Genomic DNA, 21,344 nt, shown 5'->3' with positions numbered 1-21,344 from the left:
GCCCCTGCGGGGGCCGTTCTTGCGTCCCGGAGGGAAGAGGGCATGTGGCTGCTTGGGGTGTCGTCGGTGAAGCTGGTGGCCGAGATCGCGCTGCTGGCGCTGCTCGGGCGGGGGCTGCTCGGCCTGATGGCCGGCGCCGGGCGCGAGCGCAACCCCTTCTACCAACTGCTGCAGGTGCTGACGCGCCCCTTCGAGCGCGTGGTGCGGGCGCTGACGCCGCGCGTGGTGCTCGACGCGCATGTGCCGCTCGCGACCTTCGCCGTGCTCGCGCTGGTCTGGCTGCTCGCGACGCTCGCCAAGATCGCGCTCTGCGTCGAGCTCGGGGTGGCGGCGTGCCGGGGGTGAGCCGCTCGCGGCCGGCTTGGCGCCTGCGCCGCGCCAGCCTCCGGGCGGCCTGTACCGTGCTGCTGCTGCTCGGCCGCACCGAGGCCGCCCGAGGCGGCTTCGAGCGGCTGCTGGCGCTCGACCCGGACGACGCCGACGCGCTCGCGAGCTGCGCCCACCTGCGGGCGCAGGCGGGCGACGACGCGGGGGCGATCGCCGACTACCGGCGGCTGCTGGCGCGGTATCCGGCGCAAGGCGCCGCGCCCTGGTTCAACCTGGGCTACCTGCTGGAGCGCAGCGGGCGGCTCGGCGAGGCGGAGGCGGCGTTCCGCGCCGCGCTCGCGCTCGACGAGCGGCTCGATCGCGCCTGGTACGGGCTCGGCCTCGTGCTGGCCGGCCTGGGCCGGGACGAGGAGGCGATCGCGGCGCTGCGGCGCAACGTCGAGCTGCAGCCGCTGAGCCCGCACGGCCACGAGCGACTGGTGCACCTGCACCTGCGGCGGCAGGAGCTCGACGAGGCGCGGCGGCTGCTGCGGCAGCTGCGCGGCTTCGAGCCGGTCGTCGCGGCGCGACTCGAGCGGCAGACAGGGCTGGCGGCGTGAGTTAATGTGAGGCGCTGCGCGGACGGTGCATCCGCGGCACGCGACGAGGAGGAGGGGAGATGCGAGGCGGCGACAGGTCGGGGGACTACCGGCGCGGCAAGCTGCGCCTGACCGGCGGCTTGCTGGCGCTGTGGTTCGCGGTCACCTTCGCGGTGCCGTATTTCGCGCGCGAGCTCAGCTTCTGCTTCTTCGGCTGGCCCTTCAGCTTCTGGATGGGCGCGCAGGGCACGCTGATCCTCTACGTGCTGCTGGTGGCCTTCTACGCCTGGCGCATGGGCCGGCTCGACGAGGCGCACGGTCCCGCCGCGGAGGACGCGGCTTGAGCGCCGCGCAGGACGGGCGCGCCGACCTCCGGCGGCAGCTGCACAAGGTCTACGGCTGGTACACCGGGGGCTTCCTCGCCTTCGTCGTGGTGCTGGCGCTGCTGGAGCAGATGGGGCTGCCCAAGCGCTACATCGGTTTCGTCTTCCTGCTCGCGACCGTGGTGCTCTATGCCGCGATCGGCATCATGTGCCGCACCACCGATCCGATCGAGTACTACGTCGCCGGGCGGCGCGTCCCGGCGATCTACAACGGCATGGCCACCGGGGCCGACTGGATGTCGGCGGCGTCCTTCATCGGCCTGGCCGGCACGCTCTACCTGTCGGGCTACGGGGGGCTGGCCTACATCACCGGCTGGACCGGCGGTTACTGCCTGGTGGCGCTGTTCCTCGCGCCCTACCTGCGCCGCTTCGGCCAGTTCACGATCCCCGACTTCCTCGGCGCGCGCTACGGCGGCAACGCCGCACGCTTCATCGGCGTGTTCGCAGCGATCCTGTGCTCCTTCACCTACGTCGTCGCGCAGATCTACGGCGTGGGGCTGATCACGACGCGCCTCACCGGCTTCGCCTTCGAGATCGGCATCTTCGTCGGCCTCGGCGGCATCCTGGTGTGCTCCTTCCTCGGCGGCATGCGGGCGGTGACCTGGACGCAGGTCGCGCAGTACATCGTGCTGATCGTCGCCTACCTGGTGCCGGTGGTGTGGCTGTCGGTCAAGCAGACCGGCGTGCCGGTGCCGCACGCGGTCTACGGCGTGCAGCTCGAGCAGGTCAGCGCCAAGGAGCGCGAGCTGATGGCCGACGCGCGCGAGCTCGAGGTGATCCAGATCTTCGCGCAGCGCGCGACCGAGGCCGAGGCGAAGCTGCGCGACGTGCCCAAGGCGCTCGCGGCCGACCGTGCCGCGGGGCAGCAGCGCGTGGCGGAGTTGCGCGACCTCGACGCGCCGCTGGCCGAGATCCAAGCCGCCGACAAGGCGCTGGCGCAGCTGCCGCGCAGCGAGCAGGCGGCGCGCGAGGCCTACGAGCGCGCGCGGGCCGCGGCCGCCGAGCGGGCCCGGCCGCTCGGCGGCATGCCGCCGCACGCGCAGCAGCATGCCGGCGATCCGCAGGGCAGCGAGGCCGAGCGCGAGGCCTACGAGCTGTCGCGGCGCAACTTCCTCGCGCTGGTGTTCTGCCTGACGGTCGGCACGGCCGCGCTGCCGCACATCCTGATGCGCTACTACACCACGCCCTCGGTGAGGGAGGCGCGCGAGTCGGTGGCCTGGTCACTGTTCTTCATCTTCCTGCTCTACGTGACCGCGCCGGCGCTCGCGGTGCTCGTGAAGTTCGAGGTCTTCAACGTGCTGGTGGGCACCGCCTTCGACGAGCTGCCGGGCTGGATCGCGCAGTGGAGCAAGGTCGATCCCTCGCTGCTGTCGGTGAGCGACGTCAACCGCGACGGCGTGCTGCAGCTCGGCGAGATCCGCATCGGCAGCGACATCGTCGTGCTCGCGACGCCCGAGATCGCGGGGCTGCCCTACGTGATCTCCGGGATGGTGGCCGCGGGAGGGCTGGCCGCGGCGCTGTCGACCGCCGACGGGCTGCTGCTGACGATCGCCAACGCGCTGTCGCACGACACCTACTACAAGATGATCGACCCCAACGCCTCGACGACGCGGCGGGTGACGATCTCGAAGATCCTGCTGCTCGTCGTCGCGCTGTCGGCGGCCTATGTCGCGGCGCAGAAGCCCGCCGACATCCTGTTCCTCGTCTCCGCGGCGTTCTCCTTCGCCGCCGCCGCCTTCTTCCCGGCGCTGGTGCTCGGCATCTTCTGGAAGCGCGCGACCTCGTGGGGCGCGGTGCTCGGCATGTGCGCCGGCCTCGGCGTCACCGTCTACTACATGGCCGTTAATCAGCCCTGGCTGCGCTCGGTGTTCGGCGTCACCGGGCCGGCGCAGCTGTGGTGGGGCATCCAGCCGATCTCCGCGGGCCTGTTCGGCGTGCCGCTCGGCTTCCTCGTCATCGTGCTGGTGAGCCTGGTGACGCCGGCGCCTGACCGGGAGGTGCAGCGCCTGGTGGAGCGCCTGCACGAGCCGGGCGAACGGGCGGCCTGAGCGGGTCCCGGGGCGTCGCCGCCGGGCAGGGACTGCAAGGCGGTGCGAATCCAGGCTATAATCTTTGGCTTTCCTTGCCGCACCTGGATCGGGCGGGGAAGAAGCTGCCCGACGGGGCAGTTTTTTCTTCGGAGCCCGATACGACGCCCGGGGCGGCTTCCCTCCAATCGGAATCCATAAGGAGTCTCGATGCGTCACTACGAAATCATCCTGCTGATCCATCCGGATCAAAGCGAGCAGGTCAACGCGATGGTGGAGCGCTACAAGGGCGTGGTCACCGCTGCCGGCGGCAAGATCCACCGCGTGGAAGACTGGGGCCGCCGCCAGCTGGCCTACATGATCCAGAAGCTCGCGAAGGCCCACTACATCTGCCTGAACATCGAGTGCTCCAAGGAGACGCTCGAAGAGCTGGAGACCGGCTTCCGCTTCAACGACGCCGTGCTGCGCCACCTGACCGTCCAGAAGGACAAGGCCGAGACCGCCCCGTCGGTCATGATGAAGGCCGTCGAGCGCGAAGAGGCTCGCAAGTCGTCCCAGCAGCAGGAAGCCGCGGCCTGAGGCCGTTCGCCCGCCCTGCCTGAGCAGCCGCGCGTCGCATGAACCGTCTGGTTCTCGCCGCGGCGCTCGTGGAGCGGGGGGCCATGCGCTACACCCCGGCCGGACTCCCGGCGCTCGACCTGCGCCTCGCGCACGAGTCGGTGCCGCTGGAAGCCGGCCAGCCGCGAAGGGTTCAGCTCGAACTCCGCGCGGTGGCCCTGGGGGACATGGCGCGCAGCCTGGAGCGGCTCGAGCTCGGCGCGATGCGCGAGTTCGGCGGTTTCCTGGCGGCGCAGCGCAACGGCCGGGGCGTCGTGTTTCACGTCACCGAACTGCTGTAGTCCGATATCCGGATCAATCGATTAGTTAAAGGAAGAGATTCATCATGGCACCGCCTCGTGGCAAGTTTTCCAAGGATCGCAAGGGCAAGCGCAACCAGCAGTCGCTGCTGTTCAAGCGCAAGCGCTTCTGCCGCTTCACCGTCGCCGGCGTCGAGTCGATCGACTACAAGGACATCGACGTCCTGCGCGACTTCATCGGCGAGAACGGCAAGATCACGCCGGCGCGCCTGACCGGCACCCGCGCCATCTACCAGCGTCAGCTGTCCACCGCCATCAAGCGCGCGCGCTTCCTGGCCCTGCTGCCGTACAGCGACAAGCACCGCGTCTAAGGAGTTTCCGACATGCAAGTCATCCTGCTTGAAAAGGTCGCGAACCTCGGCAACCTCGGCGACGTCGTCCGCGTCAAGGACGGCTACGCCCGCAACTTCCTGATCCCGACCCGTGCCGCTCGCCGCGCCACCGAGGCCGCGATCAAGGAATTCGAAGCCAAGCGCGCCGAGCTCGAGAAGGCCGCCGCCGCCAAGCTGAGCGGCGCCCAGTCCGTGGGCGAGAAGCTCAACGGCACCACCGTCGTGATCGGTCAGAAGGCGGGCGTCGACGGCCGCCTGTTCGGCTCGGTCACCAGCGCCGACATCGCCGAAGCGCTGGCCAAGAACGGCTTCGAGGTGCACAAGTCGCAGATCCGCGTGCCGAGCGCCATCAAGGCCGTCGGCGAGTTCCCGGTCAACGTGCAGCTGCACACCGACGTGACGGTGGAAGTCAACGTCCGCGTCGTGGCCGATAACGCCTGATCGCGAGCTGAAGACAGGAGGCGGCCGCGGCCGCCCTCCGAACGAGGGGCCGGTCCGAGACCGGCCCCTCGTCGTTTCCGGGGGTGGTTTTCCCATGCCGCCCCCAGGAAATCCACGCTTTGTCCACAACCTTGTCCCTCGCATGCGAGCGGGCTGCTTCTTATCATCGAGCCATGGCTGCCATCCTCTCCGGTTCCGAATTCGCCGATCCGTCCCGCCGTGCCGACGACGAGGTGGCGCGCCTGCGCGTGCCGCCGCACTCGATCGAGGCCGAGCAGAGCGTGCTCGGCGGCCTGCTGCTCGACAACATGGCCTGGGACCGGGCCGGCGACCTGCTGACCGAGGGCGACTTCTACCGCTACGAGCACCGGCTGATCTTCGCCGCGATCGGCGGGTTGATCGGCGGCAACAAGCCGGCCGACGTGATCACGGTCTTCGAGCAGTTGCAGAGCCTCGGCAAGGCCGAGGAGTGCGGTGGCCTCGTCTACCTGAACGCGCTCGCGCAGAGCGTGCCGAGCGCGGCCAACCTGCGCCGCTACGCGGAGATCGTGCGCGAGCGCTCGATCCTGCGCAAGCTTGTCGCCGCGAGCGACGAGATCGCGACCAACGCCTTCAACCCGCAGGGCAAGCCGGTGTCGCAGATCCTCGACGAGGCCGAGGGCAAGATCTTCAAGATCGGCGAGGAGGGCTCGCGCGCGAAGCAGGGCTTCCAGTCGATGGACGCGCTGGTGGTCGACCTGCTCGACCGCGTCACCGAGCTGGCCGAGAACGGCGCCGAGGACGTCACCGGCGTGCGCACCGGCTTCATCGACATGGACCGCATGACCGCGGGGCTGCAGCCGGGCGACCTGATCGTCCTCGCGGCGCGCCCGTCGATGGGCAAGACCGCGTTCGCGCTGAACATCGCCGAGCATGTGGCGGTGGCCGAGGGCCTGCCGGTGGTGGTGTTCTCGATGGAAATGGGCGCCGCGCAGCTCGCGCTGCGCGTGGTCGGCTCGCTCGGCCGCATCGACCAGCAGCACCTGCGCACCGGCTCGCTGCGCGACGACGAGTGGTCGCGGCTGTCCGAGGCGGTCGAGAAGCTGCGCAACGCGAGCATCTTCATCGACGAGACGCCGGGCCTGTCGCCCAACGAGCTGCGCGCCCGCGCGCGCCGCCAGGCGCGCCAGTGCGGCCAGCTCGGCCTGATCGTGATCGACTACCTGCAGCTGATGAGCGGCAGCGGCGGTGGCAGCGAGGAGAACCGCGCCACCGTGATCGGCGAGATCTCGCGCGGGCTCAAGGCGCTGGCCAAGGAGCTGAAGTGCCCGGTGATCGCGCTGTCGCAGCTCAACCGCAGCGTCGAGACCCGCACCGACAAGCGCCCGATGATGAGCGACCTGCGCGAATCCGGCGCCATCGAGCAGGACGCGGACGTGATCATGTTCATCTACCGCGACGAGTACTACACCAAGGACCAGTGCAAGGAGCCGGGCGTGGCCGAGATCATCATCGGCAAGCAGCGCAACGGCCCGGTCGGCACCGTCAAGCTCGCCTTCCTGAAGCCCAACACCAAGTTCGAGAACCTCGCGCCGGGCTACGTCGGCGGCGGCGACGAGTACTGACGCCGCGCCCGTGCCGAAGGAAAAACGGCGGCCCGCATGGGCCGCCGTTTCTTTTTGCGGACTGCGCCGCGGGCCTACAGCACGTCCGACGCGAAGTCCGCCAGACGCGAGCGCTCGCCGCGCGCCAGCGTCACGTGGCCCGAGTGCGGCCAACCCTTGAAGCGGTCGACCGCGTAGGTCAGGCCCGAGCTGCCCTCGGTCAGGTAGGGCGTGTCGATCTGTGCGAGGTTGCCGAGGCAGACGATCTTCGTGCCGGGGCCGGCGCGCGTGATCAGCGTCTTCATCTGCTTCGGGGTCAGGTTCTGCGCCTCGTCGATGATGACGATCTTGTTCAGGAAGGTGCGCCCGCGCATGAAGTTCAGGCTCTTGATCTTGATCTTCGAGCGCACCAGCTCGTTCGTTGCCGCGCGGCCCCATTCGCCGGCGCCGCCGTCGGTGCGCGCGAGCACCTCCAGGTTGTCGTCGAGCGCGCCCATCCACGGCGACATCTTCTCTTCCTCGGTGCCGGGCAGGTAGCCGATGTCCTCGCCCACCGGCACCGTCACGCGCGTGACGATGATCTCGGTGTAGCGGCGCTCGTCGAGCACCTGGCTCAGCGCCGAGGCGAGCGTGATCAGCGTCTTGCCGGTGCCGGCTGTGCCGGAGAGCGTCACGAAGTCGCAGTCCGGGTCCATCAGCAGGTTCAGCGCGAAGTTCTGCTCGCGGTTGCGGGCCGTCACGCCCCAGACGGCGTTCTTCTGGTGCGTATAGTCCTTCAGCGTCTTGAGCACCGCGGTCTTGCCGGTGATCTCGGAGACCTTGGCGTAGAGCGGTGTGACGCCGGGGGCTTCCAGGTAGACGAACTGGTTGACCATCAGCACCGGCACCATCGGCCCGCTGATGCGGTAGAAGGTCGAGCCGCCCTGCTGCCAGCTCTCCATCGTCTTGCCGTGGCGCTCCCAGAAGTCGGCCGGCAGCGGCAACACGCCGGTATAGAGCAGGTCGGCGTCGTCGAGCGTCTTGTCGTTGAAGTAGTCCTCGGCCGGCAGGCCCATCGCCCGGGCCTTGATGCGCATGTTGATGTCCTTGGACACCAGCGTGACGTTGCGCTCGGGCAGTTGCTCGCGCAGCGACTGCACCACGGCGAGGATCTGGTTGTCGGCCTTGCCTTGCGGCAGGCCGACGGGCAACTGGGCGTTGAGGATCTGGGTCTGGAAGAACAGGCAGCCGCCGGCCTCGCGGTGGCCGGTCTTCGAGAGCGGGATGCCCTTGCTCATGTCGGCAGGGGCGTCGGCCACCAGCGCGTCGAGGTCGCGACTCACCTGGCGGACGTTGCGCGACACCTCGGTCATGCCCTTCTTGTGGCCGTCGAGCTCCTCGAGCGTGATCATCGGCAGGTAGATGTCGTGCTCGTCGAAGCGGAACAGCGACATCGGGTCGTGCATCAGCACGTTGGTGTCGAGCACGAACAGGCAGGACGGGCCTTCGCGGCGCGGGCGGCGCGAGCGCGGGCTGGGGCTCGGGTCGGGGCGGCGCATCGGCACGCGCGCGGCGGCCTCGGCCTCGACGGCATTGCCCGGGGTGGGGGTGGCGGCCGGGGCCTTCTGGGCGGGATCGTAGAGTTCCAGAACCGCGGGCGCCGAGGGCTCGGCGGCGACCTTCACGCGTTTTCGAGGTTTCGGCGCCGCCTGGGCGTCGATCTCGGCAGCGGAGAGGATGGTGGCTTTCTTCGCGGGCGGTTTGGGCAACGGCATCGTGGGCGGTCGGGGTGGGTCAGGGGAAGGGGACCGGCCCGCCAGCGCGAGGCGCCAACAAAAAAGCCGCGCAGGAATCTGCACGGCTTCGGTTGATGCGGCGGGTCCGGATCAAAGGCATGGACCCATTATGCATGTCCGGCGTGACGCTTCAATGCCCGCCACGCCGTCGGTGGAATGCCGCTCAGGCGACCGCCTTCATCGACTGCACCACCTTCAGGACCTCGTCCACGTGGCCGGCGACCTTGATGCCGCGCCACTCGTGGCGCAGCACGCCCTCGGCGTCGATGACGAAGGTCGAGCGCTCGATGCCCTTGACCTTCTTGCCGTACATGATCTTGTTCTTGACAACGCCGAACATGTGGCACATCTTCTCTTCCGTGTCGGCGATCAGCTCGTACGGCAGTTCCAGCGTCTGCTTGAACTTGTCGTGCGAGGCCATGTTGTCGCGCGACACGCCGAACACCACCGCGCCCGCGTTCACGAAATCCTTGTGGCGATCGCGGAACTGCATGGCTTCGGTGGTGCAGCCGGGGGTGTTGTCCTTGGGGTAGAAGTACAGCACCACGGTCTGCCCCGCAAAAGCCTGGGGCGTGTACTTCACGCCCCCGGTCGCGAGCGCTTCAAATTCCGGGAGGGGTTTGTTGAGGGCTGGCGTCATGAATGTTCTGTCAGTTGCGCCCGACTCGGCGTAGCCCGCAATTATAAACTGCCGCGTGCGAACTCGCCGCACCCCGTCGTCGGGGGGCGCTGCGGGTGCGGTTTTCCGTGTCAGCCCGCGATCTCGAGCAGCAGCGCGGCGACCACCGAGCGCCCCTCGGACACGAGGATGTTGTAGGTGCGGCAGGCGGCCGCGGTGTCCATGATCTCGAAGCCGATGCGCGCCTCGATCAGCGGGCGCAGCACGTCCGGGCGCAGGAAGCGCTGGCGTGCCCCGGTGCCGATGATGACGAGTTCCGGCGCGAGTTGCGCGACCGAGGCCAGGTGCCCCGCCGACATCTCGTCGAAGCGCGTCACGTCCCATGAGCCGACCTCGCCGGCCCAGGGTACCAGCATGCTCTGCGTCCAGGGCTGGCCGTTGATCGCGATGTGTTGCGGCGTATACCCCGAAATCACGTTCGCGGAACTGATGCGGTCGGGCTGAAGTTTCACGGATTGCGGCTCGGGTGAGGGGTGGGGGTGTGGTTAAATTATAGGTTTTGCACCACAGTCGCCGGTGGTGCGGCCCTTTTCCCTCAGGAGGTTCCCTTGAAGACCGTCTCCAAGTCCGCCAAGCTGGCCAATGTCTGCTACGACATCCGCGGGCCCGTGCTGGAGAAGGCCCGCCAGATGGAGGAGGACGGTCACAAGATCATCAAGCTCAACATCGGCAACCTGGCCGTGTTCGGGCTCGAGCCGCCCGACGAGATCGTGCAGGACATGATCCGCAACATGCCGCACACGGCGGGCTACACCGACTCCAAGGGCCTGTTCGCCCCCCGCAAGGCGGTGGTGCACTACACGCAGGAAAAGAACATCCGCGGCGTGACGGTGGACGACGTCTACCTCGGCAACGGCGCCTCGGAGCTCATCACGATGAGCCTGAACGCGCTGCTGAACGCCGGCGACGAGGTGCTGATCCCCGCGCCCGACTACCCGCTCTACACCGCGTCGGTGGCGCTCTCGGGCGGCAACCCGGTGCACTACATCTGCGACGAGCAGAGCGACTGGATGCCGGACATGGCCGACATCCGCGCCAAGATCACGCCCAACACCCGCGCGATCGTCGTCATCAACCCGAACAACCCGACCGGCGCGCTCTATCCGGACAGCGTGCTGCGCGAGATCGTCGAGATCGCGCGCCAGCACGACCTGATCATCTTCGCCGACGAGATCTACGACAAGACGCTCTACGACGGCAACACGCACACGAGCATCGCGTCGCTGGCCGACGACGTGCTCTGCCTGACCTTCAACGGCCTGTCCAAGAACTACCGCTCCTGCGGCTACCGCGCCGGCTGGATGGTGGTCTCGGGCGACAAGAAGCGCGCGCGCGACTACATCGAGGGCCTGAACATGCTGGCCTCGATGCGCCTGTGCTCGAACACGCCGGGGCAGCTCGCGATCCAGACTGCGCTCGGCGGCTACCAGAGCATCAAGGACCTGATCGCGCCGACCGGGCGGCTGTGCCGCCAGCGAGACCTCGCGCACGAGCTGCTCACCCAGATCCCGGGCGTCAGCTGCGTCAAGCCCAAGGCGGCCCTGTACATGTTCCCGCGCCTGGATCCGAAGATGTACCCGATCCAGAACGACCAGCAGTTCGCCTACGAGCTGCTGGCCGAGGAGAAGGTGCTGATCGTGCAGGGCACCGGCTTCAACTGGCCGCAGCCCGACCACTTCCGGCTCGTGTTCCTGCCGAACTCCGACGACCTCGCCGACGCGATCGGCCGCATCGCGCGCTTCCTCGACGGCTACCGCAAGCGCCACAGCCTCTGATCCCCCCACAAGAAGCCGGCCCGGCGTGCCGGCGAAGGACGCAACTGAAATGAATCAAGACACGCTCCCGCGCGCGCTGCGCGTCGGCCTGCTCGGCATCGGCACCGTCGGCGGCGGCACCTTCGAGGTGCTGCGCCGCAACCAGGACGAGATCCGCCGCCGCGCCGGCCGCGGCATCGAGATTGCCGTGGTCGCCGACCTGAACACTGAGCGTGCCCGCCAGGTCGTCGGCGAGGGCGTCGAGGTGGTGAGCGATGCGCGCTCGGTGATCGCGCGGCCCGACATCGACATCGTGGTCGAGCTCATCGGCGGCTACGGCATCGCCCGCACGCTCGTGATGGAGGCGATCGCCGCCGGCAAGCATGTCGTCACCGCCAACAAGGCGCTGCTCGCGGTGCACGGCACCGAGATCTTCGCCGCCGCGCACGCCAGGGGCGTGATGGTCGCCTTCGAGGCGGCGGTCGCCGGCGGCATCCCGATCATCAAGGCGCTGCGCGAGGGCCTGACCGCCAACCGCGTGCAGTGGGTGGCCGGCATCATCAACGGCACGACCAACTTCATCCTGTCCGAGATGCGCGACAAGGGCCTGGACTTCGACGTCGTGCTCAAGGAAGCGCAGCGCCTCGGTTACGCCGAGGCCGACCCGACCTTCGACATCGAGGGCGTGGACGCGGCGCACAAGGCGACGCTCCTGAGCGCGATCGCGTTCGGCGTGCCGGTGCAGTTCGACCGCGCCCACGTCGAGGGCATCACCAAGCTGCAGGCGACCGACATCCGCTACGCCGAGCAGCTCGGCTACCGCATCAAGCTGCTGGGCATCGCCAAGCGCCGCGACGAGGCCGGCGCACGCGGCATCGAGCTGCGCGTGCACCCGACGCTGGTGCCGGCCAAGCGCCTGATCGCCAACGTCGAGGGCGCGATGAACGCGGTGATGGTCAACGGCGACGCCGTTGGCACCACGCTCTACTACGGCAAGGGCGCGGGCGCCGAGCCCACCGCCTCGGCCGTGGTCGCGGATCTGGTCGACATCGCGCGCCTGCACAGCGCCGACCCCGACCATCGCGTGCCCTCGCTGGCCTTCCAGCCCGACGCGATGAGCGACGCGCCGATCCTGCCGCTCGAGCAGGTCCGGACCTCGTTCTACCTGCGCCTGCGGGTTGCGGACCGCGCCGGCGTGCTGGCCGAGATCACCCGCATCCTGGCCGAGAGCGACATCTCGATCGACGCGGTGCTGCAGCGCGAGGCCGACGAGGTGGACGGCGAGGGCGCCAGCCAGACCGACCTGATCATCCTGACGCACGAGACGCAGGAAGGCCGCATGAACGCGGCGCTCGAGCAGATGCAGGCGCTGCCGAGCGTGCTGCAGCCGATCGTGCGCATCCGCAAGGAAGAGCTGGCCTGAGGCAGGCCTCCGGGCGCCCGTGCGGCGCCCGGACCCGCCGGCACAGCTGGCGCCCGGGCCGGTCCCGGGCCGCGACAGACCACGCTTGGGCGCCGGCCGCTCCCGGCCCGAGGAAAGAGACATGAAGTACATCAGCACCCGCGGCGACCGCACCGAGCGCGGCTTCTCCGAGATCCTGCTCGAGGGCCTGGCGCCCGATGGCGGCCTCTACCTGCCGACGCACTACCCGAGGATCGACGCCGCCACGCTCGCGCGCTGGCGCGGCCTGTCCTACGCCGAACTGGCGTTCGAGATCCTCGCGCGCTACATCGACGACATCCCGCCCGACCACCTCAAGCGCCTGGTCGACAAGACCTACACCGAGGAGGTCTTCGGCACGCGCGAGATCACGCCGCTGAAAGCCCTGGAGCCGGGCCTCAGCCTCGAGGCCCTGTCCAACGGACCGACGCTCGCCTTCAAGGACATGGCGATGCAGCTGCTGGGCAACCTGTTCGAGTACGAGCTCGGCCGCCGCGGCGAGGAACTCAACATCCTGGGAGCCACCTCCGGCGACACCGGCAGCGCGGCCGAATACGCGATGCGCGGCAAGAAGGGCGTGCGCGTCTTCATGCTCAGCCCGCACGGCCGCATGAGCCCCTTCCAGCAGGCGCAGATGTTCAGCCTGCAGGACGAGAACATCCACAACCTCGCGGTGCAGGGCGTGTTCGACGACTGCCAGGACATCGTCAAGGCGGTCTCCAACCAGCTCGACTTCAAGCGCAAGTACCGCATCGGCACCGTCAACTCGATCAACTGGGCGCGGCTGCTGGCGCAGGTGGTCTACTACTTCGCCGGCTACTTCCAGGCGACGAAGAGCAACGACGAGGTGGTCAGCTTCACGGTCCCGTCGGGCAACTTCGGCAACATCTGCGCCGGCCACGTCGCGCGCATGATGGGCCTGCCGATCAGGCGGCTGGTGCTCGCGACCAACGAGAACAACGTGCTCGACGAGTTCTTCCGCACCGGCACCTACCGCGTGCGCGGCAGCGCCGAGACGCACGAGACCTCGAGCCCCTCGATGGACATCTCCAAGGCCTCGAACTTCGAGCGCTTCGTGTTCGACCTGCTCGGCCGCGACGGCGCGCGCGTGAAGCAGCTCTTCGCGCACGAGGTCGAGAAGACCGGCTCCTTCACGCTGTCGAAGGAGGAGTTCGCGCGCATCGCCGAATTCGGCTTCGTCTCGGGCTCGAGCACGCATGCCGACCGGCTCGCGACGATCCGCGACACCTTCGAGCGCTGCGGCACCATGATCGACACCCACACCGCCGACGGCGTGAAGGTGGCGCGCCAGTACCTGGAGCCGGGCGTGCCGATGATCGTGCTCGAGACCGCGCTGCCGGTGAAGTTCGCCGCGACGATCCGCGAGGCGCTCGGCCGCGAGCCGGAGCGCCCGGCGGCGCTCGCCGGCATCGAGGACCTCCCCAGGCGGTTCAAGGTCATGCCGGTGGACGCGCAGGCCGTGCAGGCCTACATCGCCGAGAATTGCTGACTTTGCGTGCGGCCCCCGTCGAGGGGCCGCCGGGGCAGCAGCAACACAGATGAAAGTCGTCGGCTTCAGCGGTTATTCGGGCGCGGGCAAGACCACGCTGGTCGAGCAGGTGGTCACGCGCCTGCGCCTGGCCGGCCAGCGCGTCTCGGTGATCAAGCACGCGCACCATACCTTCGACATCGACCATCCCGGCAAGGACTCGTGGCGCCATCGCGAGGCCGGCGCCGGCGAGGTGCTGATCGCGTCGAACCAGCGCCTGGCGCTGATCCGCGAGTACGAGCAGCCGCGCGAGCCGGGCGTGCACGAGCTCATCAAGGAGCTGAGCCCCTGCGACTGGGTGCTGGTCGAGGGTTTCAAGCACGCCGACCTGCTGAAGATCGAGATCTGGCGCGCCGAGACCGGCAAGCCGGCGCAGTACCCGGGCGATCCCTTCATCGCCGCGATCGCCACCGACAGCCCGGACCGCCTGCCCCAGCCCACGGGCCTGCCGCTGATCGACCTGAACGACCCCGACGCGGTGGTCGAGTACCTGCTCGCGAATGCCTCCCGACATGAATACAGCCCCCCCTTCGACGCCTTCCCCGGGGCGTCCGCCGCTGCTCAGCCTGCCTGAGGCGCAGGCAAAGCTCTTCGCCGCGCTGACGCCGATCGCCGAGCGCGAGCGGCTGCCCACCTTCGACGCGCTCGGCCGCGTGCTCGCGGCCGACCTCGTGTCGCCGCTGGACGTGCCGCCGCACGACAACAGCTCGATGGACGGCTACGCGCTGCGCGCGGCCGACGTCGCGGCGGCGGGCACGGTGCTGCCGGTCGCGCAGCGCATCGCTGCGGGCCAAGTGGGCGCCGAGCTCGAGCCGGGCACCGCCGCGCGCATCTTCACGGGCGCGCCGATGCCCGCCGGTGCCGACGCGGTGGTGATGCAGGAGGACACCGAGGCGCTCGAGGGCGGCGCGGTGCGCATCCAGCTCGTGCCGCAGCCCGGCCAGTGGGTGCGCGCGCGCGGCGAGGACGTGCGCAGCGGCACGGTGACGCTGCCGCGCGGCACGCGGCTGACGCCGCAGGCGCTCGGCCTCGCGGCCACCGTGGGCGCGGCCGAGGTGGACGTGGTGCGCCGCCCGCGCGTGGCGCTGTTCTCCACCGGCGACGAGCTGGTGATGCCCGGCGAGCCGCTGCCGCCCGGGGCGATCTACAACTCCAACCGCACGATGCTGTGCGCGCTGCTGCAGCAACTGGGCTGCGAGGTCAGCGACCTCGGCATCGTGCCCGACCGGCTCGACGCGACGCGCGAGGCGCTGCGCAGCGCGGCCGGCGCGCACGACCTGATCCTGACCTCGGGCGGCGTGTCCGCCGGCGAGGAGGACCACATCAAGCCGGCGGTGCAGGCCGAGGGGCGGCTCGAGGCGATGCAGCTCGCGACCAAGCCGGGCCGCCCGATGGTGTTCGGCGAGATCCGCCACGGCGGCGCGCGCCCGGCGCTGTTCATGGGCCTGCCGGGCAACCCGGTGTCGAGCTTCCTGACCTTCGTGCTGCTGGTGCGGCCGGTGCTGCTTGCGCTGCAGGGCGTGCCGCACCGCGAGCCCAGGGCGCAGACGCTGCCGGCCGAGTTCGACTGGCCGAAGGCCGACCGCCGGCGCGAGTTCCTGCGCGCGCGCCGCACCGACACGGGCGGCGTCGAGATCTTCCCCAACCAGAGCTCGGGCGTGCTGACCTCGGTGTTCTGGGGCGACGGCTTCGTCGACAATCCGCCCGGCCAGACGATCCGCCGCGGCGACGCCGTCCGCTTCCTGCCGTTCACGGAACTGCTGTCATGAGAATCAACGTGCGCTACTTCGCCTCGATCCGCGAGGCGCTCGGTCCCGGCGAGGCGCTCGACGTGCCCGAGGGCACCACCGTCGGCGCGCTGCGCGAGCGGCTGATCGCCGCGAGCGAGCGCCACGGCGAGGTGCTCGCGCGCGGCCGCGCGCTGCGCGCCGCGCTGAACCAGGCGATGTGCGACGAGTCGGCGCCGCTCGCCGACGGCGCCGAGGTCGCCTTCTTCCCGCCGGTCACCGGCGGCTGAGCTTCCTTTCCGGGGGACGAACGATGAACCAGCCGCGCGCGCGCGTCACCATCCAGACCGAGGACTTCGACGTGTCGGCCGAGCTCGCCGCGCTGCGCGAGGGCGACGCGCGCATCGGCGCGGTGGCCTGCTTCGTCGGCACGGTGCGCGACATCAACGAGGGGCAGGGCGTCAGCCGCATGGAGCTCGAGCACTACCCCGGCATGACCGAGAAGTCGATCGAGGCCATGATCGACGAGGCGCACCGCCGCTTCGAGCTCTACGGCGCGCGCGTGATCCACCGCGTCGGGCCGCTGCTTCCCTGCGACCAGATCGTCTTCGTCGCCGTCACGGCCGCCCACCGCGGCGAGGCCTTCAAGGGCTGCGAGTTCCTGATGGACTACCTGAAGACCGAGGCGCCGTTCTGGAAGAAGGAGCGCACGCCGCAGGGCGAGCGCTGGGTCGACGCGCGCACCAGCGACGATGCGGCGCTCAGGCGCTGGGGCGTCGCCTCCGGCAACGCCGCGCCGTCCGATCCCGCCTGAAGCCGGGCCCGCTGCCGGCGATGGGCACGCTCGCGCTGTCGCAGGCGCTCGCCGTCGCGCTCGGCGCCGCGCTCGGCGCGCTGCTGCGCTGGCAGGCCGGGCTGTGGCTCAATGGCGCCTGGGGCGCGCTGCCGCTCGGCACGCTGCTGGTCAATTGCGCCGGCGGCCTGCTGATCGGCGCTGCGCTGGCCTGGTTCGGCCGCCATCCCGACGAGCTGCTGCGCCTGCTGCTCGTCACCGGCTTCCTCGGCGGCCTGACCACCTTCTCGGCCTTCTCGGCCGAATCGCTGCTCATGCTGCAGCGCCAGGAATGGGGCGCAGCGCTGGCACACGCGCTGGCCCACGTGCTCGGCGCGCTGGGCGCCGCGGCGCTCGGCCACCGGCTCGCGAGCGCGGCGCTGGCCTGATCAGAGGCCGTAGGCCGGATTGCGCTCGCGCTTCTCGGCGATGTCGCGCACCAGGTAGCGGATGCCGCGCTGCCAGGACTGGTCGGTGTTGCCGCGCAGGTCCACCGACTTCGTCAGCACGACGCGCTCGGTGGTCACCTCGTGGATCTCCAGGTTGATGTTGAGGATCAGCTCGCTGACCTTCTGCACCCAGGTCGCCATCACCAGCTCGGCGCCGAGCCGCTGGCCGAGCTGCTGCGCGCAGCCGTTGCAGCGGTGCAAGTGCTCCTGCTGCCCGCGCAGCGAGCCCAGCAGCTCCTGCGCCGGCGCGAGGTCGAGCACCCGGTAGAGCTCCCGCTCCCGCAGCTCCTGCTGCAGCTGCGCATGCGCGGCCAGCAGCCGGCGCCGCAGCGCGGCGTGGCCGGCGGGATTCGGATGCTCCTCGATCAGGTCGAAGTCCAGCACCGCCAGGCTGCGCTGTGCCCGGAGGGCCTGCGGCAGGGCGAGCGAGGGCAGGAGGGCCAGGCCCAGCATCAGGGTCAGGGGAAGTCTGCGGTGCATCGGGGCCGTCTCCTGGAAACCGTGCGCGCGGGCGGCATGAGGGGCGCGCGGGGATTCATCAACGCTCGGGGCGGTCGAGATCGAGCGCGGCCTCGAACCGCCGGTCCTGCGAGTCGACGGCCTCGGCCCTCAGCTCGCCGCCCTGCTGCGGCACGAAGAAGAAGCGCAGGTGCGGGTTCTCGCTGATCGAGAAGTCGAGCTCCGCCGACAGCACCGGCCGGCCCCGGTAGCTCACCTCGACGCTGCGCACGAAGTGGGCCGGCTCGTACTGGCGCGTGAGCGGGTCCATCGCCATGCCGGAATGGTTGGGGTGGCGCACCAGCAGCTGCGCGGGAGCGGGCTCGCCGGGCGGCAGCGGCGGATGCACGCGCAGGCGCATCTGGCCGAGCGTGGCGCGTGCCGCCTGCGCGTCCTTGGCGGGCGGCGCGCTGCAGCCGCCGGACGCCTTCACGTAGCGCACCGCCATGTGCAGCCGGCCGTCGTCGGTCTCGGCGATCGCGCGCACGAAGGTGTACTCGTCGATGCGCACCCGTGTCGCCACGTCGGCGCGGCCGCTCGCCGGCCCGTAGCGGAACAGCGCCGCGACCGGCGAGGGGTTGCTGTCGACGACGAGCCACAGCCGCTCGATGCGGCGCGACGGGCCCTGCGGGAACTGCGCGCGCACCGCCAGCGGCACCAGCGCCGCGTCGGCCGCGCGCGCCGGCGCCTCGAGCGTGACGACGGCGGAGCCGGTCTCGATCGACCGGTCCTTGAACAGCCGCTCGCGCAGCTGCTGCCAGCGCGGGCTGGCCTGCGGGTCGGGCTCCTGCGCCAGCGCACCGAGCGACAGCGCGCACAGCAGCAGGGCCGCGAGCGGCCGGGCGAGGAGGGCGGACAGGCTCATCGTCGGGCTCCCGGGATCACTCGTCCCATTCGAGTTCGGCATAGGCGGCGCCGACGTTGCGGCGATGGAAGTCGTCGACGAGCTGCCAGCGCGCGTCGCCGGCCGGCGCGACGCGCTCGACGGCCGCCTCGAGCGGCATCCCGGCGCGCAGCGCGGCGCGGGTGTCGTCGCGCAGCCGCACCAGGTAGCGCTCCTGCGCGTCCAGCGCCCGGGGCCAGGCGGTGCTCGGCGCGCCGTGGCCCGGCACCGCCAGCCGCGCCGGCTCCGTCCGCAGCTGCCCGAGCACGTCGAGCCAGCCGCGCAGGCTGCCGTCGAGCACCGGCAGGTGGCCGTCGAACAGCAGGTCGCCGAGCCAAAGCGTGCCGCTCGCGCTGTCGAGCACCGTCAGGTCGGCGTCGGTGTGTGCGGTCGGCCAGGCGCGCAGCCGCAGCGTGCGGCCGCCGAGCTCGAGCTCCAGCGTGTCGTGCACCAGGCGGGTCGGCGGCACGATGCGTTCGTCCGTCGCGTTGCCGCCCCGCCGCAGCGCGTTCAGGTAGTGGGGGCCGCGCGCGGCGAGCGCGGCCGGCAGGCGGTGATGCCCGACGAACTCGGGCGCCGCGCCGCTCGCGGGCCGCGTGTCGAAGGCCGCGTTGCCGAGCACGTGGTCCGGATGGCCGTGGGTGTTGACGACGTGGCAGACCGGCAGCGGCGTGACGCGTCGCAGCGCCGCGGCGAGCGCGCGGCCCTCGGCGAGGCTGCCGCCGGGGTCGATCACCGCGACGCAGCGCCGCCCGACCACGAAGCCGCCGTTGGCCACCGGGCCGCGCATCCCGGCTCCCCAGGGCTCGTGCCGGCCCTCGCGCAGGTAGACGCCGTCGGCGATACGGCGCAGCACCGCGCTCGCCTCTGGCGCGGCCTGCGCCGCGCAGAGGGTCGGCACGAGCAGCAGCGCGGCGAGCACCGGCGCGAACCGGCGCGCGAGGCCCCTTGCGATGCGCTGCGGCTTCACGGTCCTCGCCCCCGGCTCAGCGGTCGACCGGCTCGGAGAGGATGAAGCAGCTCTTTTTCGAGGCCGACTGCAGCCGGCGGAAGGCGCGGATCTGCTGCTGCAGCAGCTCGGTGTCGCGGATCTGGTTGCCGCGCTCGCCGCCGATGCTGTTGGCGTTCGTCGCGGTGCGCATCAGCACGAAGTCGTCGTAGGAGAGTTCGCCCGCGAGCTTGTCGAGCGTGCAGGAGCACTTGCTGAGCATCTCGAAGCCGGGGCCGGGATGCTGGCGCATGCACTCCTGCACGTAGAGCACGCGCTCGGCGGTCGGGTAGCCCTGCGCGAGCGCGGCACCGCTGCCGCCGAGGCCGAGCGCGAGCAGCAGCGCGGGGAGGAGGAGGGACTTCGTGTTCATCGTGCGTTTCCTTGGGTGGATGCGGCAGGGCGGCCGTTGCCGGGCTCGGCGAGCGTCATCGTTTCCTCGAGCGCGGGCGGATCGGCCGGGCGCGCGCCCGGGACCCGGGTGCGGATCTGGTAGACGCCGCCCGGGACGCCGGGCGCGAGCACGAAGCGGTACTCCTTGCCGGCGAAGCGCTCGAAGCGCGCGCGCAGCGGATCGTCGGCGTAGGGCGTGAGGCTCACCTCGCGCGCCGGCAGCTCGGCGCCGCCCCAGCGCACCACCGTGTCGGCCACGCTGGCGCGCTCGACCATCGCGAGGCGGATGCGCTTGCGGAAGTAGCTCGACTGGCCCTTGGTGCGGCGCTGCATCTCCCGCACGTCGTGCTCGAGGAAGTAGAGGATCACCGGGTTGGACCGGGCGTCCTCGATCTCGGGCAGCGAGAGCTGGCGCTCGCCGCTGAGGAAGCGGCCGCTCGCGCTGCAGCAGCCGCCCTTCGGGCCGGGGCGCAGCGCGAGCTGCACCTCGTCCTCGAAGCCCGGCTCGAGCGGGCCGCTCTTCTGGAAGCGGTAGTGCAGCGACTGCGGCGGCCGCACGTTCTGCAGGTGCGGGCCGTTGAAGACGATCTGCTCGGCGGCGGAAAGCTCGGAGGAGCTCTCGGCGGCCTGCGCGGGCAGCAGGCAGGCCAGTGCGAGGCCGGCCGTGCCGAGCGCGGCGCGCAGGGCGCGCATGCAGGCGGAGGGACAGTGCGTCATGGGCGTCTCCCGGGGAAGGGGCCCGCGGGGGCCCCGGACTTCAGTTCCTCGGCCAGCTCGCGGCCGAGTTGCGGCTCGCGCCGCGTCAGCGCGTCGAGCGCCTGCCGCGCCTCCGCCTCCCGGCCCAGCCGGTGGTGGAGGCGCGCGAGGCGCATGCGGCTGCGGTGGTAGTCGGCATCGAGGCGCAGGCTGTGGTTCCAGGCGGCGGCGGCCTGCTCGTGCCGCCCCTGCGCCTCCTCGGCCACGCCGAGCATGTAGGGCGCCTCCGGGTCGTCGGCGGCGGCGCGCGCCCATTCGGCGGCGAGCCGCGCGAGCGCCGGCCACTGCGCGCCGTGCTCCAGCGCGGCGGCCCTCAGGAACATCGGCTGGGCCGGGCCGCGCCGTTCCCAGAAGCCGCGACCGGCCAGCGGCCCGATGTCGTCCCAGCGCGGCGGTGGCGCGAGGCGGGGATGCAGCCAGTCGACGGGCGCCGCGTAGTAGTGCGCTTCGCCGCCGCGCAGGCGGAAGGTGAGCACGCCGACGAGCGCGCCGTCCGCGTCGAACAGGCCGCCGCCGCTCGCGCCGGACGTGAAGCTGGTGCTGCTCTGGACGACATGGGCGCCGTCCCAGCGGTGCAGCGCGACGACCCGGCCGCGGCTGATCCGGGGGCCGAAGCCGCCGGTGAAGCCGATCGCCAGCACCGGCCGGCCGGTGACGAGGCCGGAGGCCGAGCCGAGCGCCACCGCCTCCGCCGCCAGCCCGGGGACCTGCAGCAGGCAGAGGTCGTGCGCCATGTCGGCGGACTGCGCCCGGGCCGGCAGCGTCGCGCCGGCGTGCACCACCGACACGGTCTGTGCCGAGCGCGTGACGTGGCAGTTCGTCACCACGGTCTCCCGGGCCACCACCACGCCGGAGCCGAGCTGCAGGCCGGTGCCGCCGGTCGCACGGACCTGCAGCACGCTCGGCGCGAGCCGCATTCCCATCGCCACGTCGGGCTCCGCGGCGCCGGCCGGCGTCGAGGCGGCGAGCACCACGAGCAGTGCGGCCGGGGCCGGGAGGCGCGGCGCCGCAGGGGACGGGCGCATCGGGGCG

The 21,344-nt window shown here is 71.0% G+C and carries 26 protein-coding genes; 17 read left to right on the top strand and 9 right to left on the bottom strand.

The genetic code is table 11. The annotated features are described in order from the left end of the window. Positions 1-42 precede the first annotated feature (42 nt). The 9 genes from D3A59_RS07875 (at position 43) to dnaB (ending at position 6,609) form a co-directional block, all read left to right on the top strand. Complete coding sequence (locus D3A59_RS07875; RefSeq protein ID WP_119154368.1) at positions 43-345, top strand: YggT family protein; 303 nt, start codon at positions 43-45, stop codon at positions 343-345. Then, positions 342-926 carry a tetratricopeptide repeat protein gene (locus D3A59_RS07870; protein ID WP_240635981.1) on the top strand — a complete coding sequence of 195 codons (585 nt, stop codon included), beginning with the start codon at positions 342-344 and terminating at the stop codon, positions 924-926. Before D3A59_RS07875 ends, D3A59_RS07870 begins: the two co-directional genes overlap by 4 nt. Before the next feature lie 59 nt (positions 927-985). Next, a complete protein-coding gene (locus D3A59_RS07865) occupies positions 986-1,249 on the top strand; it encodes a DUF4212 domain-containing protein (RefSeq protein WP_119154367.1) in 264 nt (87 codons plus the stop codon). Beyond that, positions 1,246-3,336: a sodium:solute symporter family protein gene (locus D3A59_RS07860; RefSeq protein ID WP_240635980.1), complete on the top strand. Its 2,091-nt coding sequence runs from the start codon at positions 1,246-1,248 to the stop codon at positions 3,334-3,336. The genes D3A59_RS07865 and D3A59_RS07860 overlap by 4 nt, the downstream gene beginning before the upstream one ends. Positions 3,337-3,525: 189 nt before the next feature. Beyond that, positions 3,526-3,894: a 30S ribosomal protein S6 gene (gene rpsF / locus D3A59_RS07855; protein WP_119154366.1), complete on the top strand. Its 369-nt coding sequence runs from the start codon at positions 3,526-3,528 to the stop codon at positions 3,892-3,894. A gap of 38 nt (positions 3,895-3,932) precedes the next feature. Continuing rightward, the gene (priB, locus tag D3A59_RS07850) at positions 3,933-4,214 is read left to right on the top strand and encodes a primosomal replication protein N (RefSeq protein ID WP_119154365.1); all 282 of its coding nucleotides are present in this window, start codon (positions 3,933-3,935) and stop codon (positions 4,212-4,214) included. Positions 4,215-4,258: 44 nt separating this feature from the next. Then, on the top strand, positions 4,259-4,543 hold the full coding sequence (rpsR, locus tag D3A59_RS07845; protein WP_119154364.1) for a 30S ribosomal protein S18: 285 nt from the start codon (positions 4,259-4,261) through the stop codon (positions 4,541-4,543). A 12-nt stretch (positions 4,544-4,555) separates the two neighbouring features. Next, on the top strand, positions 4,556-5,005 hold the full coding sequence (rplI, locus tag D3A59_RS07840; RefSeq protein ID WP_119154363.1) for a 50S ribosomal protein L9: 450 nt from the start codon (positions 4,556-4,558) through the stop codon (positions 5,003-5,005). 173 nt (positions 5,006-5,178) lie between these two features. Further along, positions 5,179-6,609 (top strand): replicative DNA helicase, encoded by a 1,431-nt coding sequence (gene dnaB / locus D3A59_RS07835; RefSeq protein ID WP_119154362.1) that lies wholly within the window; start codon positions 5,179-5,181, stop codon positions 6,607-6,609. A 74-nt stretch (positions 6,610-6,683) separates the two neighbouring features. On the opposite strand, the gene D3A59_RS07830 is transcribed toward dnaB, so the two are convergent. From D3A59_RS07830 to D3A59_RS07820, 3 genes are all read right to left on the bottom strand, one after another. Further along, complete coding sequence (locus tag D3A59_RS07830; RefSeq protein ID WP_119154361.1) at positions 6,684-8,342, bottom strand: PhoH family protein; 1,659 nt, start codon at positions 8,340-8,342, stop codon at positions 6,684-6,686. Positions 8,343-8,526: 184 nt separating this feature from the next. Beyond that, positions 8,527-9,003, bottom strand: a complete 477-nt coding sequence (locus D3A59_RS07825; protein ID WP_119154360.1) for a peroxiredoxin — start codon at positions 9,001-9,003, stop codon at positions 8,527-8,529. A gap of 110 nt (positions 9,004-9,113) precedes the next feature. Beyond that, positions 9,114-9,494, bottom strand: a complete 381-nt coding sequence (locus D3A59_RS07820) for an Mth938-like domain-containing protein (RefSeq protein ID WP_119154359.1) — start codon at positions 9,492-9,494, stop codon at positions 9,114-9,116. Positions 9,495-9,590: 96 nt separating this feature from the next. Between D3A59_RS07820 and D3A59_RS07815 the strand changes: the two genes are divergently transcribed. From D3A59_RS07815 to crcB, 8 genes are all read left to right on the top strand, one after another. After that, positions 9,591-10,817: a pyridoxal phosphate-dependent aminotransferase gene (locus D3A59_RS07815; protein WP_119154358.1), complete on the top strand. Its 1,227-nt coding sequence runs from the start codon at positions 9,591-9,593 to the stop codon at positions 10,815-10,817. A 49-nt stretch (positions 10,818-10,866) separates the two neighbouring features. Then, the gene (locus D3A59_RS07810) at positions 10,867-12,219 is read left to right on the top strand and encodes a homoserine dehydrogenase (RefSeq protein WP_119154357.1); all 1,353 of its coding nucleotides are present in this window, start codon (positions 10,867-10,869) and stop codon (positions 12,217-12,219) included. 121 nt (positions 12,220-12,340) lie between these two features. Next, positions 12,341-13,747 carry a threonine synthase gene (gene thrC, locus D3A59_RS07805; RefSeq protein ID WP_119154356.1) on the top strand — a complete coding sequence of 469 codons (1,407 nt, stop codon included), beginning with the start codon at positions 12,341-12,343 and terminating at the stop codon, positions 13,745-13,747. A gap of 49 nt (positions 13,748-13,796) precedes the next feature. Beyond that, positions 13,797-14,360 (top strand): molybdopterin-guanine dinucleotide biosynthesis protein B, encoded by a 564-nt coding sequence (gene mobB / locus D3A59_RS07800; protein ID WP_119154355.1) that lies wholly within the window; start codon positions 13,797-13,799, stop codon positions 14,358-14,360. Then, on the top strand, positions 14,299-15,555 hold the full coding sequence (locus D3A59_RS07795; protein WP_119154354.1) for a molybdopterin molybdotransferase MoeA: 1,257 nt from the start codon (positions 14,299-14,301) through the stop codon (positions 15,553-15,555). The genes mobB and D3A59_RS07795 overlap by 62 nt, the downstream gene beginning before the upstream one ends. Continuing rightward, entirely contained in the window at positions 15,552-15,803 is a 252-nt protein-coding gene (gene moaD / locus D3A59_RS07790; RefSeq protein WP_119154353.1) for a molybdopterin converting factor subunit 1, read from the top strand. Before D3A59_RS07795 ends, moaD begins: the two co-directional genes overlap by 4 nt. A gap of 23 nt (positions 15,804-15,826) precedes the next feature. Then, positions 15,827-16,327: a molybdopterin synthase catalytic subunit MoaE gene (gene moaE, locus D3A59_RS07785; protein WP_119154352.1), complete on the top strand. Its 501-nt coding sequence runs from the start codon at positions 15,827-15,829 to the stop codon at positions 16,325-16,327. 20 nt (positions 16,328-16,347) lie between these two features. Then, a complete protein-coding gene (gene crcB / locus D3A59_RS07780) occupies positions 16,348-16,734 on the top strand; it encodes a fluoride efflux transporter CrcB (protein WP_119154351.1) in 387 nt (128 codons plus the stop codon). On the opposite strand, the gene D3A59_RS07775 is transcribed toward crcB, so the two are convergent. Genes D3A59_RS07775 through D3A59_RS07750 form a run of 6 tightly spaced genes read right to left on the bottom strand, consistent with a single transcriptional unit; the run spans position 16,735 to position 21,337 of the window. Continuing rightward, a complete protein-coding gene (locus D3A59_RS07775) occupies positions 16,735-17,274 on the bottom strand; it encodes a DUF3280 domain-containing protein (protein ID WP_119154350.1) in 540 nt (179 codons plus the stop codon). Between the two features lie 58 nt (positions 17,275-17,332). Next, positions 17,333-18,157: a quinoprotein dehydrogenase-associated SoxYZ-like carrier gene (locus D3A59_RS07770; RefSeq protein ID WP_119154349.1), complete on the bottom strand. Its 825-nt coding sequence runs from the start codon at positions 18,155-18,157 to the stop codon at positions 17,333-17,335. 16 nt (positions 18,158-18,173) lie between these two features. Continuing rightward, positions 18,174-19,145 (bottom strand): quinoprotein relay system zinc metallohydrolase 2, encoded by a 972-nt coding sequence (locus D3A59_RS07765; RefSeq protein WP_240635979.1) that lies wholly within the window; start codon positions 19,143-19,145, stop codon positions 18,174-18,176. Between the two features lie 16 nt (positions 19,146-19,161). After that, positions 19,162-19,536 (bottom strand): hypothetical protein, encoded by a 375-nt coding sequence (locus D3A59_RS07760; protein ID WP_119154348.1) that lies wholly within the window; start codon positions 19,534-19,536, stop codon positions 19,162-19,164. Then, positions 19,533-20,273 (bottom strand): hypothetical protein, encoded by a 741-nt coding sequence (locus D3A59_RS07755; protein ID WP_119154347.1) that lies wholly within the window; start codon positions 20,271-20,273, stop codon positions 19,533-19,535. The genes D3A59_RS07760 and D3A59_RS07755 overlap by 4 nt, the downstream gene beginning before the upstream one ends. After that, positions 20,270-21,337: a trypsin-like peptidase domain-containing protein gene (locus tag D3A59_RS07750; protein ID WP_119154346.1), complete on the bottom strand. Its 1,068-nt coding sequence runs from the start codon at positions 21,335-21,337 to the stop codon at positions 20,270-20,272. The genes D3A59_RS07755 and D3A59_RS07750 overlap by 4 nt, the downstream gene beginning before the upstream one ends. Positions 21,338-21,344: the final 7 nt, after the last annotated feature.

The sequence above is a fragment of the Caldimonas tepidiphila genome, assembly GCF_003569765.1.
GTDB lineage: Bacteria > Pseudomonadota > Gammaproteobacteria > Burkholderiales > Burkholderiaceae_C > Caldimonas > Caldimonas tepidiphila.
Note: the sequence above shows the minus strand (reverse complement) of the source record. Positions and strands in the feature narration are given on the sequence as shown.

Bases quoted from the DNA above. Each gene is read 5' to 3' on its own strand.
- dnaB (WP_119154362.1), top strand. From the start codon at position 5,179: ATGGCTGCCATCCTCTCCGGTTCCGAATTCGCCGATCCGTCCCGCCGT.
- rplI (WP_119154363.1), top strand. From the start codon at position 4,556: ATGCAAGTCATCCTGCTTGAAAAGGTCGCGAACCTCGGCAACCTCGGC.
- priB (WP_119154365.1), top strand. From the start codon at position 3,933: ATGAACCGTCTGGTTCTCGCCGCGGCGCTCGTGGAGCGGGGGGCCATG.
- mobB (WP_119154355.1), top strand. From the start codon at position 13,797: ATGAAAGTCGTCGGCTTCAGCGGTTATTCGGGCGCGGGCAAGACCACG.
- D3A59_RS07760 (WP_119154348.1), bottom strand. From the start codon at position 19,536: ATGAACACGAAGTCCCTCCTCCTCCCCGCGCTGCTGCTCGCGCTCGGC.
- rpsF (WP_119154366.1), top strand. From the start codon at position 3,526: ATGCGTCACTACGAAATCATCCTGCTGATCCATCCGGATCAAAGCGAG.
- thrC (WP_119154356.1), top strand. From the start codon at position 12,341: ATGAAGTACATCAGCACCCGCGGCGACCGCACCGAGCGCGGCTTCTCC.
- D3A59_RS07810 (WP_119154357.1), top strand. From the start codon at position 10,867: ATGAATCAAGACACGCTCCCGCGCGCGCTGCGCGTCGGCCTGCTCGGC.
- D3A59_RS07875 (WP_119154368.1), top strand. From the start codon at position 43: ATGTGGCTGCTTGGGGTGTCGTCGGTGAAGCTGGTGGCCGAGATCGCG.
- D3A59_RS07775 (WP_119154350.1), bottom strand. From the start codon at position 17,274: ATGCACCGCAGACTTCCCCTGACCCTGATGCTGGGCCTGGCCCTCCTG.
- moaE (WP_119154352.1), top strand. From the start codon at position 15,827: ATGAACCAGCCGCGCGCGCGCGTCACCATCCAGACCGAGGACTTCGAC.
- D3A59_RS07865 (WP_119154367.1), top strand. From the start codon at position 986: ATGCGAGGCGGCGACAGGTCGGGGGACTACCGGCGCGGCAAGCTGCGC.
- D3A59_RS07830 (WP_119154361.1), bottom strand. From the start codon at position 8,342: ATGCCGTTGCCCAAACCGCCCGCGAAGAAAGCCACCATCCTCTCCGCT.
- crcB (WP_119154351.1), top strand. From the start codon at position 16,348: ATGGGCACGCTCGCGCTGTCGCAGGCGCTCGCCGTCGCGCTCGGCGCC.
- D3A59_RS07750 (WP_119154346.1), bottom strand. From the start codon at position 21,337: ATGCGCCCGTCCCCTGCGGCGCCGCGCCTCCCGGCCCCGGCCGCACTG.
- D3A59_RS07770 (WP_119154349.1), bottom strand. From the start codon at position 18,157: ATGAGCCTGTCCGCCCTCCTCGCCCGGCCGCTCGCGGCCCTGCTGCTG.
- D3A59_RS07795 (WP_119154354.1), top strand. From the start codon at position 14,299: ATGAATACAGCCCCCCCTTCGACGCCTTCCCCGGGGCGTCCGCCGCTG.
- D3A59_RS07825 (WP_119154360.1), bottom strand. From the start codon at position 9,003: ATGACGCCAGCCCTCAACAAACCCCTCCCGGAATTTGAAGCGCTCGCG.
- D3A59_RS07755 (WP_119154347.1), bottom strand. From the start codon at position 20,273: ATGACGCACTGTCCCTCCGCCTGCATGCGCGCCCTGCGCGCCGCGCTC.
- moaD (WP_119154353.1), top strand. From the start codon at position 15,552: ATGAGAATCAACGTGCGCTACTTCGCCTCGATCCGCGAGGCGCTCGGT.
- rpsR (WP_119154364.1), top strand. From the start codon at position 4,259: ATGGCACCGCCTCGTGGCAAGTTTTCCAAGGATCGCAAGGGCAAGCGC.